Source organism: Caballeronia zhejiangensis (genome assembly GCF_000698575.1).
GTDB classification, from domain to species: Bacteria; Pseudomonadota; Gammaproteobacteria; order Burkholderiales; family Burkholderiaceae; genus Caballeronia; species Caballeronia zhejiangensis.
The window spans coordinates 1-13,088 of sequence record NZ_JFHD01000069.1 but is presented as its reverse complement, the minus strand read 5'-3'; the positions used below and the strand labels follow the sequence as shown (position 1 = coordinate 13,088).

The 13,088-nt window shown below is 57.4% G+C and carries 17 protein-coding genes, 1 pseudogene and 1 other annotated feature; of the genes and pseudogenes, 10 read left to right on the top strand and 8 right to left on the bottom strand.

The genetic code is table 11. The features are described 5' to 3' along the window. The 4 genes from BG60_RS35305 to BG60_RS35290 all read right to left on the bottom strand — a co-directional run. Positions 1-141: IS3 family transposase (locus BG60_RS35305; RefSeq protein ID WP_033536742.1), on the bottom strand; the 141-nt coding region annotated here is incomplete at its 3' end. 285 nt (positions 142-426) lie between these two features. Continuing rightward, complete coding sequence (gene rpoD / locus BG60_RS35300) at positions 427-2,373, bottom strand: RNA polymerase sigma factor RpoD (protein WP_033536733.1); 1,947 nt, start codon at positions 2,371-2,373, stop codon at positions 427-429. A 102-nt stretch (positions 2,374-2,475) separates the two neighbouring features. Continuing rightward, positions 2,476-2,691, bottom strand: coding sequence for a hypothetical protein (locus BG60_RS35295; protein ID WP_033536732.1), 216 nt, complete (start codon positions 2,689-2,691; stop codon positions 2,476-2,478). Positions 2,692-2,784: 93 nt separating this feature from the next. Beyond that, positions 2,785-3,123: a hypothetical protein gene (locus tag BG60_RS35290; protein WP_008344609.1), complete on the bottom strand. Its 339-nt coding sequence runs from the start codon at positions 3,121-3,123 to the stop codon at positions 2,785-2,787. Positions 3,124-4,099: 976 nt separating this feature from the next. Between BG60_RS35290 and BG60_RS35285 the strand changes: the two genes are divergently transcribed. The 6 genes and pseudogenes from BG60_RS35285 to BG60_RS35260 all read left to right on the top strand — a co-directional run bounded on the left by BG60_RS35285 (position 4,100) and on the right by BG60_RS35260 (position 7,590). Next, positions 4,100-4,303, top strand: a complete 204-nt coding sequence (locus tag BG60_RS35285) for a cold-shock protein (RefSeq protein WP_008344606.1) — start codon at positions 4,100-4,102, stop codon at positions 4,301-4,303. 215 nt (positions 4,304-4,518) lie between these two features. After that, positions 4,519-4,746, top strand: a complete 228-nt coding sequence (locus BG60_RS39870; protein WP_075583631.1) for a hypothetical protein — start codon at positions 4,519-4,521, stop codon at positions 4,744-4,746. A 98-nt stretch (positions 4,747-4,844) separates the two neighbouring features. Continuing rightward, complete coding sequence (locus tag BG60_RS35280) at positions 4,845-5,132, top strand: hypothetical protein (RefSeq protein WP_008344603.1); 288 nt, start codon at positions 4,845-4,847, stop codon at positions 5,130-5,132. 270 nt (positions 5,133-5,402) lie between these two features. Further along, positions 5,403-5,645, top strand: coding sequence for a hypothetical protein (locus tag BG60_RS35275; RefSeq protein ID WP_008344600.1), 243 nt, complete (start codon positions 5,403-5,405; stop codon positions 5,643-5,645). Between the two features lie 274 nt (positions 5,646-5,919). Next, positions 5,920-6,246: a hypothetical protein gene (locus BG60_RS38910; protein WP_160172936.1), complete on the top strand. Its 327-nt coding sequence runs from the start codon at positions 5,920-5,922 to the stop codon at positions 6,244-6,246. 94 nt (positions 6,247-6,340) lie between these two features. Further along, positions 6,341-7,590, top strand: a pseudogene (locus BG60_RS35260) (IS3 family transposase). Then, positions 6,643-6,759 (top strand) — a sequence feature (AL1L pseudoknot). Its footprint overlaps the pseudogene before it by 117 nt. A 62-nt stretch (positions 7,591-7,652) precedes the next feature. Here BG60_RS35260 and BG60_RS35255 read toward each other — a convergent pair. Together BG60_RS35255 and BG60_RS35250 are read right to left on the bottom strand one after the other, a co-directional pair. Next, a complete protein-coding gene (locus tag BG60_RS35255; RefSeq protein WP_008344592.1) occupies positions 7,653-8,456 on the bottom strand; it encodes a transglutaminase-like domain-containing protein in 804 nt (267 codons plus the stop codon). Positions 8,457-8,521: 65 nt separating this feature from the next. Then, entirely contained in the window at positions 8,522-8,932 is a 411-nt protein-coding gene (locus tag BG60_RS35250; RefSeq protein WP_235366293.1) for a transglutaminase-like domain-containing protein, read from the bottom strand. Between BG60_RS35250 and BG60_RS39865 the strand changes: the two genes are divergently transcribed. Both BG60_RS39865 and BG60_RS39860 read left to right on the top strand, forming a co-directional pair. Further along, positions 8,814-9,158 (top strand): hypothetical protein, encoded by a 345-nt coding sequence (locus BG60_RS39865; RefSeq protein WP_235366295.1) that lies wholly within the window; start codon positions 8,814-8,816, stop codon positions 9,156-9,158. The genes BG60_RS35250 and BG60_RS39865 overlap by 119 nt on opposite strands. Positions 9,159-9,506: 348 nt before the next feature. Beyond that, positions 9,507-10,016, top strand: coding sequence for a hypothetical protein (locus BG60_RS39860; protein ID WP_235366294.1), 510 nt, complete (start codon positions 9,507-9,509; stop codon positions 10,014-10,016). A 235-nt stretch (positions 10,017-10,251) separates the two neighbouring features. Here BG60_RS39860 and BG60_RS38580 read toward each other — a convergent pair whose 3' ends face one another. Both BG60_RS38580 and BG60_RS35240 read right to left on the bottom strand, forming a co-directional pair. Beyond that, positions 10,252-10,470, bottom strand: a complete 219-nt coding sequence (locus BG60_RS38580; RefSeq protein WP_144403764.1) for a hypothetical protein — start codon at positions 10,468-10,470, stop codon at positions 10,252-10,254. Between the two features lie 262 nt (positions 10,471-10,732). Beyond that, complete coding sequence (locus BG60_RS35240) at positions 10,733-10,936, bottom strand: cold-shock protein (RefSeq protein ID WP_008344589.1); 204 nt, start codon at positions 10,934-10,936, stop codon at positions 10,733-10,735. Between the two features lie 1,136 nt (positions 10,937-12,072). On the opposite strand from BG60_RS35240, the gene BG60_RS35235 reads away from it, so the two are divergent. Further along, the gene (locus BG60_RS35235) at positions 12,073-12,330 is read left to right on the top strand and encodes a hypothetical protein (RefSeq protein WP_008344583.1); all 258 of its coding nucleotides are present in this window, start codon (positions 12,073-12,075) and stop codon (positions 12,328-12,330) included. Positions 12,331-12,700: 370 nt separating this feature from the next. After that, positions 12,701-13,088: hypothetical protein (locus BG60_RS39410; RefSeq protein WP_034474509.1), on the top strand; the 388-nt coding region annotated here is incomplete at its 3' end.

Below are 13,088 nucleotides of genomic sequence, written 5' to 3'. Positions count from 1 at the left end.
CCGCTTCCACTCCGTGATCTGATTCGGATGCACATCGAACTGCTGCGCGAGTTCGGCCAGCGTGCGCTCGCCCTTGACTGCAGCCAGCGCCACTTTCGCTTTGAACGCCGCTGAGTGCGTGCGTCGGGTTCTCTTCGTCATATCCTCGGTTCCTTTGCCTGCATTATCGCCGGCTCAGGCCTCGGCTGGTCCACTTATCCCGCTGTCCGAATTCCCGCAGCCACCTCTGATTGAACAACAACATGGAATTCACGGCTTCCAACTTTTAACATCCGTGACATTGCGAACCCCTGTAGTGGATAACGATCGTATCACGTGAGCAGCCATCAAATGGTCTACGATGCCGCTCTCTTGCACGATTTTCTCCTCGCTGTAAGGACGGTTGATAAGTCAAAAGCGAACCTTTGCATTGACGCCCTCCAATGTCTAGCGATCAATGAACGAGCGTAGCTTATCTGCGCGACTAGGATGCATCAGTTTGCGGATAGCCTGGCTCTCGATCTGACGAACGCGTTCCCGCGACACGCCCAGATGCGAGCTTACTTCGCCAAGTGTGAATTCGGTGGGCACATTGATGCCGAAGCGCATGCGAAGCACTCTTGCCTCGCGTGGCAAAAGCGTGTTCAACGCATCGTCGATGGCGACACGCATTCCGGTCCGCACGACGACCTCAAGAGGCGATTCCACGTCCGCATCCTCAATCAGGTCCCCGAGCGTTGCGTCAGCGTCATCATTCGCCGGCGTTTGAAGCGAGATCGGATGCATCGCAATCTTCTGAATGCCCCGGATTTGAGCCTCTGGTAATTCCATACGTTCGGCCAAAGCTGCGGGCAGCGCGGGCTTGCCAGTGTGCTGCCGAAGTTCATTCGAAATCCGGTTGAGCTTGTTGATAATCTCCACCATATGCACAGGTATGCGGACGGTGCGCGCCTGGTCCGCGACCGCGCGCGTGACCGCCTGGCGAACCCACCAACTTGCATAAGTCGAGAATTTCCAGCCGCGCTTGTATTCGAACTTGTCGACGGCCTTCATCAGGCCGATGTTGCCTTCCTGAATCAAGTCCAAAAAATGTGCGCCGCGATTCACATATTTCTTGGCGATCGAGATCACGAGGCGCAGATTGGCCTCGATCATCTCGTCTTTTGCGCGCCGCAAGCGTGATTCAGCAGCGAGCAGATGCCGACTGGTTTGCTTTAACCGCTGAATCGGCATTGCCGCATGCCGTTCGATATCCATCAATTGGTACTGCTCGGCCCGAACAGCGGCCACGCTGCGTTCCAGCGATGCGCCATAATCGAGCGATTTCGCAGCGGTTTTGGTCGTCCAGTCGAGGTCGGTTTCGTGGCCGGGGAACAATGCAATAAACTGCTCACGCGGCATGCTACACCGGTCGATCGCAATGCTGGATATTCGCTGCTCGATTTGACGCACGCGCGCCAGACGCTGCTGCATGTCGTCACAAGCCTGGCCCACTATGCGAGCTGTGAAGCGCACGCGCCCCAGTTCCTTTCGAATGGTCTCTTGAGCATTCGGGGCATGGGTCTCTCCCGCTTCGCGCAACTGATCGACGCACTCGCGTACCCGCCCAAAGAGCGCAAGTCCGTCGGTCATTAGTCGCGTCAACCGCAACTGGTCCGCATTGTCCTCGGCTTCAGAGTCGCTTTGGCCATTGTGGGGCGCAGATTCGTCGATCTCCGCCGCTGCTGGCATGCTCTCGTCATCGATACCGTCGATCATTTCGTCGATGCCAAGCTTGCCCTCCGCAACTAGTTGAGCGCTTGCGAGGATCATCGAGATAGTGGGGGGACAGGACGCGATCGCCTGAATCATCTCATTCAGACTATCTTCGATACGCCGGGCAATCTCAACCTCGGCCTTACGCGTCAGCAACTGCTTTGCGCCCATCTCGCGCATGTACATGCGCACTGGATCGGTGGTCCGGCCGAATTCGCTATCCACAGCGGAAAGCGCAAATTCATCGTCTTCGCCCGACTGATCGTCAAGGGTATCGTTCGAAACCGCGTCGTCGAGCAGCAGCGTTTCGGTGCTGGGCGCGTGCTCGTAGACGGCGAGACCCATTTCATGGAAGGCGCGTGAAATATCTTCGACCATGGTCATTTGCGCAAGGTCGCCGGCCAAATGATCATTGATCTGGGCATGTGTGACAAAGCCTTGATCCTTGCCGATACGGATCAAGGCGCGTATCGCCCATTCGTGTTCGTCTGTGCCTTGCTGCCGATCCGACTTCACGGGGTCTGCAGAAATAGGCGTTTCGACCAGCGGCCAACCTGCCCTTTTTAATCGTCGCGATGCTGACATTTTGCGCGTAGCTTGCGGATCTTTCGCTGCTTCCTTTCGATGCGAACTGGACATTCTCTTCTCACGACGAGCGTCTTTGCTAATGTGAGAACGTCAACCAGAGGCGTGATGGCCTTCGCAGACGAGATCACGGCGTTTCAATCCACGGACGCCAACTCAACCGAAACGAACTTGAAGCCATTCCTGCGCCCAGTTCTTGGCAAAGGCAACGGCTTCATCACGCAGGTCGAAGCCGGCGAGGTCGCCGCTCACAAAAAGCTCCGTTTCACCTCCGTCCTCATTGTTGGTGCTAATGCGCGCATGCGCCATATACTCCCCATCGGCTCGGCGTGGTGTCGGATCGATGCGAAAGTTGCAGGTGTTGGGTTGCATATCGTTTCCTCCCTGATCGCCGCGAGAAGCTCCGAATCGCGGCTATTACTGGTTACGACACGAGGCTTTCCAGCAGGTCTCGATTGAAGCGACTCACGTCGTGCTGGCCATTCCGTGTAGTACTTGACGCCGCGAAGGGTACTCGCAGTTCGAGTCAAGGAACGTCCTTTCCTGCGGACATGAATCGATCATCTGCTCGGCGTATTCAATCGATGCGCGCCGCGCGTCGCCGGCGCTCTGGAACGGCTCGTCAGGACTTATCTTGAAAACACGACCGCGCGATGTGCCGGGCTTCGCCGAGGGTTCCTGAATGCGCACGGCAGCATCAAATTCGTCGTCGTAGTGGTGTGCCTGTCTGGCGGCGGTGGGCCGATGCGAAAAGACGAGCGGATAAATTTCCAAGCCGCGATAAAGACGGACTTCGGGTGTCATTGAATGATCTCGCGCCGCACTCATGCGGCAAATAGGTAAAGGTGAGCAGAGCAGTGTCGGCAATGCTGGCAAAACTGACCGCGTTGCACGGTCTCCGATCTGAGGCCGATCCCGTTCAGGGCCGGCGGTTGAGCGCTGACGAATGCTGCGAAAAGGCGCTCGGCTCTCTGGATTCACCCATCCTACGCCGTTCGAAGATTTTGTATAGCGAAATTTCTCTCTGAATCCTCGTCATCGTCGACAACGTGGGCGCCCGTGGGCCTGCGCGCTGTTCTGTAGCTCAGAATCATCTGACTCGGCTCTCTAAACGCGAGAGAGTCGGCACGCCGGTCCTAATCGGGAATCTCGACCTGTTAGACTGACAAGCGTCGATACTTCTGACAATGTACAAATGGAACAATGCCCCAGGCGGATACAATGAAAACCCAGGCGACTTTTGTTCACGATCGCGGACTTAGAGGCTTCTCGCACTTGCTCGAGGAAATGCGTCTGCATTCGTCGGCAAGGACTGTTCGACCGGCGCGCCCTTCGGATTTGGCAGCGAGCCAGAATCTGGTCGCCGAAAGAATTCCAAGAAAGGGCTCGGTATTCCGGTTATGACGCCGTCCGTAACACGCTCGCCCCAGGACACTTTAGCTCAACGAAATAAATACTCTTTCGAGTCCGTTTGACTCAGCGCCGCTGATGTGCAATTCGCGTGTTGGAGCCGAATCTGAAATATCCGCCCTGAGCGCCGACAGCGAATCGCAACGCGCCGCCATCTTGAGGCCAGGCGATCGTGTAAGTCGACAATGTGAACGAAACAGGGTCCTTGACGCACCAACGCCGAGGTGATATTGTGGGTCGCGAAAATTCAAGAATTCGATTGCTGTTCATCAATAGTTCCGTTCCCCTCCGCGGTATTCGTTGCCCTCTCCTTCCTTGATGCTTCCGCTGCTCCTCGTGGAGCAATATCTCTATTTTTTCAAGGACGATCATGGACACCGGCATCGTAAAGTGGTTCAACGACAGCAAGGGCTTCGGCTTCATCACCCCGGATAGTGGCAGCGACGATCTTTTCGCACACTTCTCCGAAATTAGCGGCGAAGGTTTCAAGACGCTCGCCGAGAACCAGAAAGTGAGCTACGAAACAAAGCGCGGCCCCAAAGGTCTGCAGGCAGCGAATATCAAGCCGCTTTAACGCAATGTTTCGCCCGGCGTCGCGACGTGGACGCTCGGGCTCATCGCCCGCCGCCGAGCGAAACCCCTCCTCTCCCGCCGTCAGCGTCTCTTCCTACCCTGGTAGGACGCGCTCTACAGACGCCCTCGCTTATCACGACGCGTGTCGCCCGATGCAGATCCATGCGCCCATCATGGGGCGCGGCGCGCGTAATCCTCCATATATAGAACTACAAAATGCAAACCCAAAAATCCCATCATCACTATCGCGGCTACGCCGTTCATCCATCTGCGCATCGCCTGCCAGACGGTTCGTTTTCGTCGAACCTCCTGTTGTCAAGCCTGCGGTCGGGCGCTGCCGATGCGCAGTACCGTTTTTTTTCGCTCGACTATTTCGCCAGCGAACATGAGGCAATCCGACACTCCTCTGATTGGGCCCAAAACTGGGTTGACAACTGCGGGTAGTCGTAACGCTGACTCCGCCGAGGCGGACCGCCACCCGCGCGAAATTTAATCCGGGCACGCATTTGCGCGTATAGTGGGAACGCCCTTGGAGAAAGATCATGTCAACCTTGCCGCCTCGCATTTACAAGGGCTTCGAGCTGCACCCCCTTGTCTTCGCACGCAAATTCGATCGGTTTGACCGGCATTCCCGCTATGACGAAGGCTTTGAGGTCGCGGTACGCGTGTCCCGTCAAGAGGCCGCTGGCGCGGCCGGCCCTAGCCGTGTATTCCGGTTGAAGCTGGCGGCGGCAATCTCAGATTTCGGCGCTGCACGACGTGCCGCATGGCAGCAAGGAGAAGACATCATCGATGGAAAGATTGATGGCGCGGACGTCAGCGATCTGTAACCTCAGGTTTTCTATACGTCCAAACTACATGAACACCTTATCACCGCCATTTGATCGAGCGAGACGCTTGCCCTTGGCCGCCGGGCTGAAAAGCGAGAGCGCTACGTATTTGAGAGTTTGGATAACGAAATGTCTTGCGAAAGCCGATGCGCTTCGCGCGATTCGGTCCGGCCATAGCGCCTGTGCATGCGCATGCACAACTGGCGATAATCAAAACCGCTACCGCACAACCCCACAAAGAGGCGCGTGATTTACTTCAAGGAGCGTCTCATGTATCGCATCATTCCCTATCGTGGCTTCGAGATTCACGTCGCGTTAGCAGTATCCGCCGAAGACTTGTATGACGTGACTTTCCAAATTAAGGGCGGTGGCAATCTCGGCGTACTCGGAGCGCGCGGCCACGGCATCAAAATTCATAACGGCCCGTTCACACGGAGATGGTCTTATCTCATTGCGGAAAGCGCCGGGCAAGCTGCGATCGACGCACTGCTTGGCCCCTCGAGCGCGGACTAACCGCAGGTTCCAATTCAGGGCCATGTGCGCATCCGACCGCTATTGAATATGCCACATCCGCAATCTAAATGAACGACCGAAAACGAATCAGCATAGCCGAGAGCAACGAACCCGAGATCCCCAAGCTCAGCGAAGACCAATCTGCCGAGGACGCCTTGCTTCGCGGCGACCGCGATGCTGCCCTTGGCGGTCGCCCGTACGATAAGACCGTCGCAAACCTGCCCGATAGATCGACGGCCGCCACACAGCAGACGGCGCCGGGTCTCGCCTGCTCTTGCGTCAAGGCTTCTTCGCCTCGGACCGGGCAGCAATAGGTACGGTCCAACTCGCCGCTATCGGTGTCACTCGCATCTTCGCTCAGATCATCCATCTGCTTTCTGGCCTGGTCGCCGACCCGTTGAGCGTGACGCTTGGCGTCCAGAACGGGATCGTCCGTTGCTTTGCCAACACCCTCATTGACTGTGCCGTTCTTGCTGTTCACCTTTTCCCCGAAAGCCGTCACTCCCTCTTCATTCGCCGTCGTCTTCCGTGGATATTCCCACGCAAGGCGGGCTACTTTAAACATGCGCGCACCGATGATGCCGGTGGTAGTAAAAACTGACGTCCCGTCGAATGCTTACCGGAGACAAGCACTCGATTACGCTTTGAAGCGCACCGGGTTTTCCGGAGACCTCAACTCCTGAGAGAATGAGGAAATGGAAAACATCGACAAAGCAAAACGGAAGACAGCGCCGAAGTATTCGGCCGAGGTGCGCGAGCGAGCGGTTCGTATGGTGTTCGAGCACCGTTCGGAATACGCCACGCAGTGGGAAGCGATTCAGTCGATCGCCGGGAAGATGGGCTGTTCGCGCGAGACCCTAAGAAATTGGGTCCGTCAAGCTGAGAGCGATCGTGGTGAGCGAGCAGGCCCTGCGAGGCAAGAGGAAGATCGGATCCGCGAGCTTGAACGAGAGGTCCGGGAACTGCGCCAGGCGAACGAGATCCTGCGTAAGGCCTCGGCCTATTTCGCACAGGCGGAGCTCGACCGCCGACCGAAGTGATGATCGCATTCATCGACGATCACCGGTCGGCTTACGGGGTCGAGCCGATCTGCAGAGTATTGCCGATCGCCCCGTCGACTTACTACCTGTATGCGTCGCGGCGCGCTGATCCACGTAGGCTGCCAGCGCGGCAACGGCGTGATGTATTGTTGTGCCAGCACATCCGCCGCGTTTGGGAAGAGAACTTTCGCGTGTACGGTGCGCGCAAGATCTGGCGACAGTTGCTGCGCGAAGGATTCAGAATTGCGCGTTGCACCGTTGAACGGTTGATGAGGCGACTGGACCTGCAGGGTGTACGGCGGGGTAAGTCGATACGAACCACCGTGCGCGATGAAAGCGCGCCTTGCCCGCTTGATCATGTGCAGCGTCAGGTCAAGGCGTCAAAGCCCGACGCACTGTGGGTTTCCGACTTCACCTTAGTCGCGACTTGGCAAGGACTCGCGTATGTTGCCTTCATCGTTGACGTGTTTGCGCGACGCATCGTCGGATGGAGGTTGTCGAGTTCAGCGCGTACCGATTTCGTATTGGATGCGCTGGAGCAAGCACTACACGAGCCCCGACCAGCAGAAGGTAACCGTTTGGTACATCATTCGGATCGCGGGTCGCAATATGTTTCCATTCGATACACGGACCGGCTAGCTGAAGCAGGGATTGAACCGTCAGTCGGCAGCGTAGGCGATTCATACGATAACGCGCTCGCTGAAACGATCAACGGCCTATACAAGGCAGAAGTTATTCATCGCCGTGGCCCGTGGCGTAATGTGCAGGCGGTCGAACTGGCGACGCTTGAATGGGTGAACTGATTCAATCACCGACGTCTGCTTGAACCTATCGCCAACATCCCACCGGCCGAAGCGGAAGCCCGTTACTATGAGCAACTCGCTGGAGTGCCGATGGCTGCGTAACTCCAGCAAAACGGTCTCCGAGATTCCCGGTGCGCTTCACCCCGCAACCGAGTCGTTCGGGCTCACAAGGGTGCGCAGTGGACGTCGAACTTGATCAGCTTGGTCGGGCCGACCGTATTGCTGATGGCGACATCGGCGGCATCGCGACCTCGCGCCATCAGCACGCGGCCAATACGCGGCACGTTGTTGCGCGGGTCGAAGGTCTGCCATGAACCGCCCACATAGGCTTCGAACCAGGCCGCGAAATCCATCGCGCTATACGGTGGCGGCACGCCGACATCGCTGATGTAGCCGGTGCAGTAGCGCGCCGGAATATTCATCGCGCGGCACAGCGCCACGGCCAGATGAGCGAAGTCGCGACAAACACCCTCGCCTTCCTCAAACGCCTCGAACGCGGTCTTGGTCGGTCGTGCGAACCCGTATCCGAACTTGATGTGGCGATGCACGTAGTCGCAGATCGCCTGCACCCGATCACGCCCTGGAGCAGTCGCGGCGAACAGTTTCCACGCCATGGCGGACAACAGGTCGGTTTCGCAATATCGGCTGCCGAGCAGAAACACCAGGCATTCATCCGGCAGCGTCTCGACAGGATGCTGATGCCCGAGCGGCTCGCGCGTCTCGGGTCGATCGGAGATTTCAAGCAATGCGCTGGTGGACAGTGAGATCAGCCCCGACGGCGCGACGATTCGGCTGCACAGATTACCGAAGCTGTCGCGATACTGCGTGATCGGCACGGGTGGCTCGACCACCAGCAGATCACCTGACAGCACGTCCTGCGCGCGGGAGAAGTGCGTGTTCAACATCAGCATCATCGGGGTCGGCTGCGCACACTCGTAGATCAGTTCATAGCCCACGCGGAGTTTCATCGAATCATCCTTGCATTGAGAAGTCATGGGGCGCGGAGGCGCAAAGATGTTTCCATCAATTGTCTTCAGTTACGCTCACGTCTACGTCGAGACTCCGGAACGAATGCATCGCGCCGTGCCATGTTCCCCACAGCGGCAGCGCCTGATCCGAATTCCATGCTACGGCCACACAAATCAGATGCCGGTTTCCGACGATGCTGTTGGTCGGATCGAAATCGACCCAGCCGGCACCGGGAAGATAAATCTGCAACCATGCGTGCGTCGCACCGCCGCCCAGGGTCGTGTCGTGGTTCGGCAACGAAGATATAGCCGCTGACAAATCGTGCCGCCAGGCCCAGCGAGCGGACCGCATCCATCATGAGCACCGCGAAATTCCTGCAACTACCGCTGCCCAGCCGTAACGTCTCGGCGGGTTGGTTGACGCCCTTCTCGACTCGCCGCACGTACGTGAAGCTGTTCTTGATCTCGAGCGTCATGCTGCGCAGCAAGGTCATCGTTTCGGTCGACCCGCTCGGTCCGATGAAACGTCGCGCCCATGCGTCCACATCGTCGGTGAGGATCGGCCGGCTTCGCGCGTTCACGAGATTCGACGCTTCCTCGCTGGTGTACGCGAAGGGCCACTTCGACGCATACCCCTTCCAGCAAATAATCGGGCAGTGGCGCTTCGTAGTGTTCGAGTGTCACCTCGCTTCTGAAGACTAATTCGGACGCCTCACCCGAGAACGACGTTGGGGGCTGCTCATTGCGTCACGCCATGACGAGACTTGGCCACCATTTCGCTCCCAAGGGTTCAATCCACGGAAATGCGCGAATGAATCAACCGAGACTCGGAAGCGCGTCAAATACCCGGAACATCGAATGAAAAATGGAGCATGAGGCAGCTTCTACCGGACGGCACGATAAGACCTTCGGAAGCGCCGACATGAGGTAAGACTGACCCACGCATGAGACCATGCAATGCGCGGCGGCACTTCGGCTATTTCTTCTTCGTAGCGCTCGTCGAACCCGAAGTCTTGGGAACCGGGATTTTGAACGGATCGGCCACCGGAGATGACAGTTTTTTTGTTTGTTTGGGCTTTTTTGCTTCGCGATTACTTCGCATTTGACCTTTTGCCATTTTTGCGCCCCTGTCTTTCGGCCACGGAACGGACCGCCATTTGGTCCATTCTGAGCGTATTTTTAATCGCTGTCGCGATTTATTTAATTGGCTCGACGACAGGCCCCGAGAGCCGTGTCCGCAAATTTTCTCGATGTATCGCCCGTCGAAGTCTGACGATTGTTCTTGCTTTGTTCCGCCATGCGGCGCACGCTCGCCTGGCTGACTGCACACGCTGCGGCCTTCACCAACCTTCCCTTTTATTTTCGAACATCAACATGCAAAAACGAATCCCGACCGACCCCGCCGCGCCGTTCAGAAGGCAAGACCTCACGGCAACTCAAAAGGCTCGCGCAGAAGCCTTGCGGCAGGCAGAGTCCGACCGTGCCGAAAAGCGACTTGAGAACGATGCGCGCATCGACGTCAATGCCGCGAAGTGGCGTTTTCTCTCATCGACGGACTAGATCGCTTCAAAGCTTCCCTCAGACGATGTATCGCCGCGACGTACTTGTTCTGCCATTCCGGCTATTTTGGCGAGATGCGTCGAGCATTTTAAGAGCAGCACGGCCTGGAAGCGCTTGTTCGGGATCGTTTGCCGGACGATAAGGTCGCCGTCCTACCGAAGGAGAGGACGGTTACAGACAGATCGCATGATGGAAATGCCAACGTGAGCCGCTAGATCAACTCCATTGGGGACCGCTAACGGTATCCCCTCACCGCCTGCCGTCGTGCGTGAGCCGCGCCGCCTTCATAGGCCTCGTCCTCAGTCTCAAAGCGAAGATGACTGTCGTAGCGGATCTCGCTGACAGTTGAACCACTCAAATCTACATCGACACATGCGTAGGTGAAGCCACCGTCAGCAAGCGGCTGAACCACAATATGGAATTCATGGTTTCCAACTTTCAACATGCGTGACATCGAGAACTCCAGTAGTGGTGAGCCATCGTACCCCGCGATGAAGAATCAACCCGCACTCTGGTCGCCGCGGCTTCGCACGGTTATCAAAGGCCTATGCCGATCCCGAGGTAACCCATCGGGGGTCTTAGCTTTTACGATATCCAAGTCCTCAGGAGTACTATTCAAGGCCCGACGGCAATACCCGGTCGAGCAGGTGGACGAAGTCTGATTACCCCAGCACGAAACTGCCGGCTCCCCCACGCGGAGTCGGCAGGAAAGCTACTTAGATCGGCGTGATGTTCGCGGCTTGCAGACCCTTAGGGCCGCTCTTCGTCTCATAGCTGACCTTTTGATTTTCTGCGAGCGTCTTGAAGCCTTCGGCGCGAATCTCCGAGAAATGCGCGAACAGGTCATCGCCACCCTTGTCGGGTGTGATAAACCCGAAACCCTTACTGTCGTTGAACCACTTGACGGTGCCGGTATCCATGAAACTCTCCTGAAGATGGACGAACAAACGGGACCGCGAGACAGGTCCCGGAATAAAGGATCAAGGAGGGAGAGGACAACGAACACCGCAGGCTGCGGTCAATGATGAGCAGCAATCGCGCTTCTTGAAGACTTCCCAAGGAAAATTACGCCTCGCCTCGACAACCGTCAAGGTCTTTCGGGTGCCCGGACGAACCGGCTGGGCACGGAGGCGATTCGTCTAACTGCACGTTCCTTTCCCCCCGATGAGTCCGCGGGTCCGGGACAGCACAACCCGTTCACCGCGCGCCCCCACCGGCATTGCAGGTATAGTGGATCTTCAATCTCGAGGAGACGTTCATAACAGCATTCCCGCCCCTTCTTTAAAAGGGCTGAACTTCATCCTCCCGTGTTCTCGCGCGCATTCAGCCGCTTCGACCGGCATTCGCGCTACGATGAAGGCTACGATGTCGCGATTCGCACCTGTCGCCCGGAGACATTGGGGGAGGCCGGCACGAGCCACGTCTTCAGGCTCGATCGGCTAGATTGTTGACGCCAATGCCCGTTTGATCCACATGCCGAACTTCGAGTGATCCGCCGCGCTCGATGTCGAATCGTCGCTGCGGGCAGGAGTTCGCGGGAAACGATGGTTCAGTGCGATGCTGGCATACGGATCAATGGGATGTCGGCATCAACATGAGTGAACTCCCAACTTCGGCCCGCACCGGCCGGTAGGCAAGGCAAAATGGCCAGGCAGCTAAGCGTCCGTCGCGCGAGCCGGAGCGGACAGAGCGCAGCTAGATATCGACATCGCTAGGCTGCCAATCCATGCATGACGACGTGCAGATTCCGCTGTACAAAATTCGCAGCGAGGGTAGGATGAAGCTACTGACTTTATAGCGGCCAAATCTCACTGCCTTCCAGCGTCCGGTAGAAATGTACCGGTATCACATCGAAGACCGTGCAAAGCGGTCAAAACCGCTTCACGTAAGTCGAATCGAACAGCTTTCCCATTCGCTCACGTACAAACGACATTTGCGGTGACTGCGCCTTGGGCGTGCCATGCGCGACTGCTTTTTTTGCGCTTGGCCCATGGGCACTCGCCGCGAATGAACTGCAACTGTTCGCTTTCGTTGTAGGCTGAAATAAGGGAACTCAATGCAAGGCAATCTTGAACGGTTCGAGGTCGATCCCACTCCACGCAGGGCCGACGGCGAGTTTATTGCACATGTGAGGATAAGCATCAGCGGTGCCGACGGAAGTGCAACCGACGTCGTCCTGAGCGGCGATCTGGCAGGGTTCGACTCGCGCGCCGAGGCCATTGACCATGCCAAACAGTGGGCTCGACGTTGGTTCGGCTTGTGCTTTGGTATCGGGCCGGGTGACGTCACTCCGCTGCGCGGATGCGACGCCTGAGGATGCTGAAGCAGCAGCATGGCTCGCGGCTAGCTTGCCTCGTGCCCTGCGATTGCGGGCGATCGCTGAGGCGATGGTATCGACAAAGGGTACACGCATGTGGGTCGGTTAGGTTCATGGTCGCACTTCCGATCGAAGAAGTAGGCCGCGCACTTCATCAATGGATCGATGAAGCACGTGTCTTCATTCCGGGGGCACCAGCGCACCGGGACATCATGTGCGCCGTGACGACGTGGCTCGAATTGCATCTCGCACGGCTCCCTCGTCCGAAACCGGATGCGAAACGTCTACGCGAGATGATCGTGCACGAGCAGAGGTAGAATTTTGTTGCTTCTCGCTTTGAAAGGATTGCCAACGACCGGAGGTCACGATGTGGAAGTGCGTCCGTTGCCTGCTCGAATTACCCGCTCAAAGCGTTGAGCCGGCGATCGATGCCTTCGGCATCTATTTCGTCTGTCCTGTCTGCAGGCGACGCAACAGGCTGGTGAACGAAGGAAGGAGTGGCCACGTTTCTTTGCAGCAGCCGGAACGGTCCGCGCCTTGCTCGCCAACAAGGCCGATCCTACGGCTTGGCGGTGACCTCTTTTTCCGCCACGAGATTCAAAGCAGGTCCTTCCAGGTCCAGGTCACGCGAAACTGCATGGTCGAGGTCTTCGATTCGGACGGATCCCTGGAAAGCGATAGAGCTGCACTTCAGACGCACTTTTTGCGAATCGTTGCGGTGGCAAGCTGCAAAGCGAAACGTGGCTTTAGCTCAC

Coding starts and splice junctions, on each gene's coding strand:
- rpoD (WP_033536733.1), bottom strand. CDS start 2,373: ATGTCCAGTTCGCATCGAAAGGAAGCAGCGAAAGATCCGCAAGCTACG.
- BG60_RS35295 (WP_033536732.1), bottom strand. CDS start 2,691: ATGCAACCCAACACCTGCAACTTTCGCATCGATCCGACACCACGCCGA.
- BG60_RS35290 (WP_008344609.1), bottom strand. CDS start 3,123: ATGACACCCGAAGTCCGTCTTTATCGCGGCTTGGAAATTTATCCGCTC.
- BG60_RS35285 (WP_008344606.1), top strand. CDS start 4,100: ATGGACACCGGCATCGTAAAGTGGTTCAACGACAGCAAGGGCTTCGGC.
- BG60_RS39870 (WP_075583631.1), top strand. CDS start 4,519: ATGCAAACCCAAAAATCCCATCATCACTATCGCGGCTACGCCGTTCAT.
- BG60_RS35280 (WP_008344603.1), top strand. CDS start 4,845: ATGTCAACCTTGCCGCCTCGCATTTACAAGGGCTTCGAGCTGCACCCC.
- BG60_RS35275 (WP_008344600.1), top strand. CDS start 5,403: ATGTATCGCATCATTCCCTATCGTGGCTTCGAGATTCACGTCGCGTTA.
- BG60_RS35255 (WP_008344592.1), bottom strand. CDS start 8,456: ATGAAACTCCGCGTGGGCTATGAACTGATCTACGAGTGTGCGCAGCCG.
- BG60_RS39865 (WP_235366295.1), top strand. CDS start 8,814: ATGAGCACCGCGAAATTCCTGCAACTACCGCTGCCCAGCCGTAACGTC.
- BG60_RS35250 (WP_235366293.1), bottom strand. CDS start 8,932: ATGACGCTCGAGATCAAGAACAGCTTCACGTACGTGCGGCGAGTCGAG.
- BG60_RS39860 (WP_235366294.1), top strand. CDS start 9,507: ATGACAGTTTTTTTGTTTGTTTGGGCTTTTTTGCTTCGCGATTACTTC.
- BG60_RS38580 (WP_144403764.1), bottom strand. CDS start 10,470: ATGTCACGCATGTTGAAAGTTGGAAACCATGAATTCCATATTGTGGTT.
- BG60_RS35240 (WP_008344589.1), bottom strand. CDS start 10,936: ATGGATACCGGCACCGTCAAGTGGTTCAACGACAGTAAGGGTTTCGGG.
- BG60_RS35235 (WP_008344583.1), top strand. CDS start 12,073: ATGCAAGGCAATCTTGAACGGTTCGAGGTCGATCCCACTCCACGCAGG.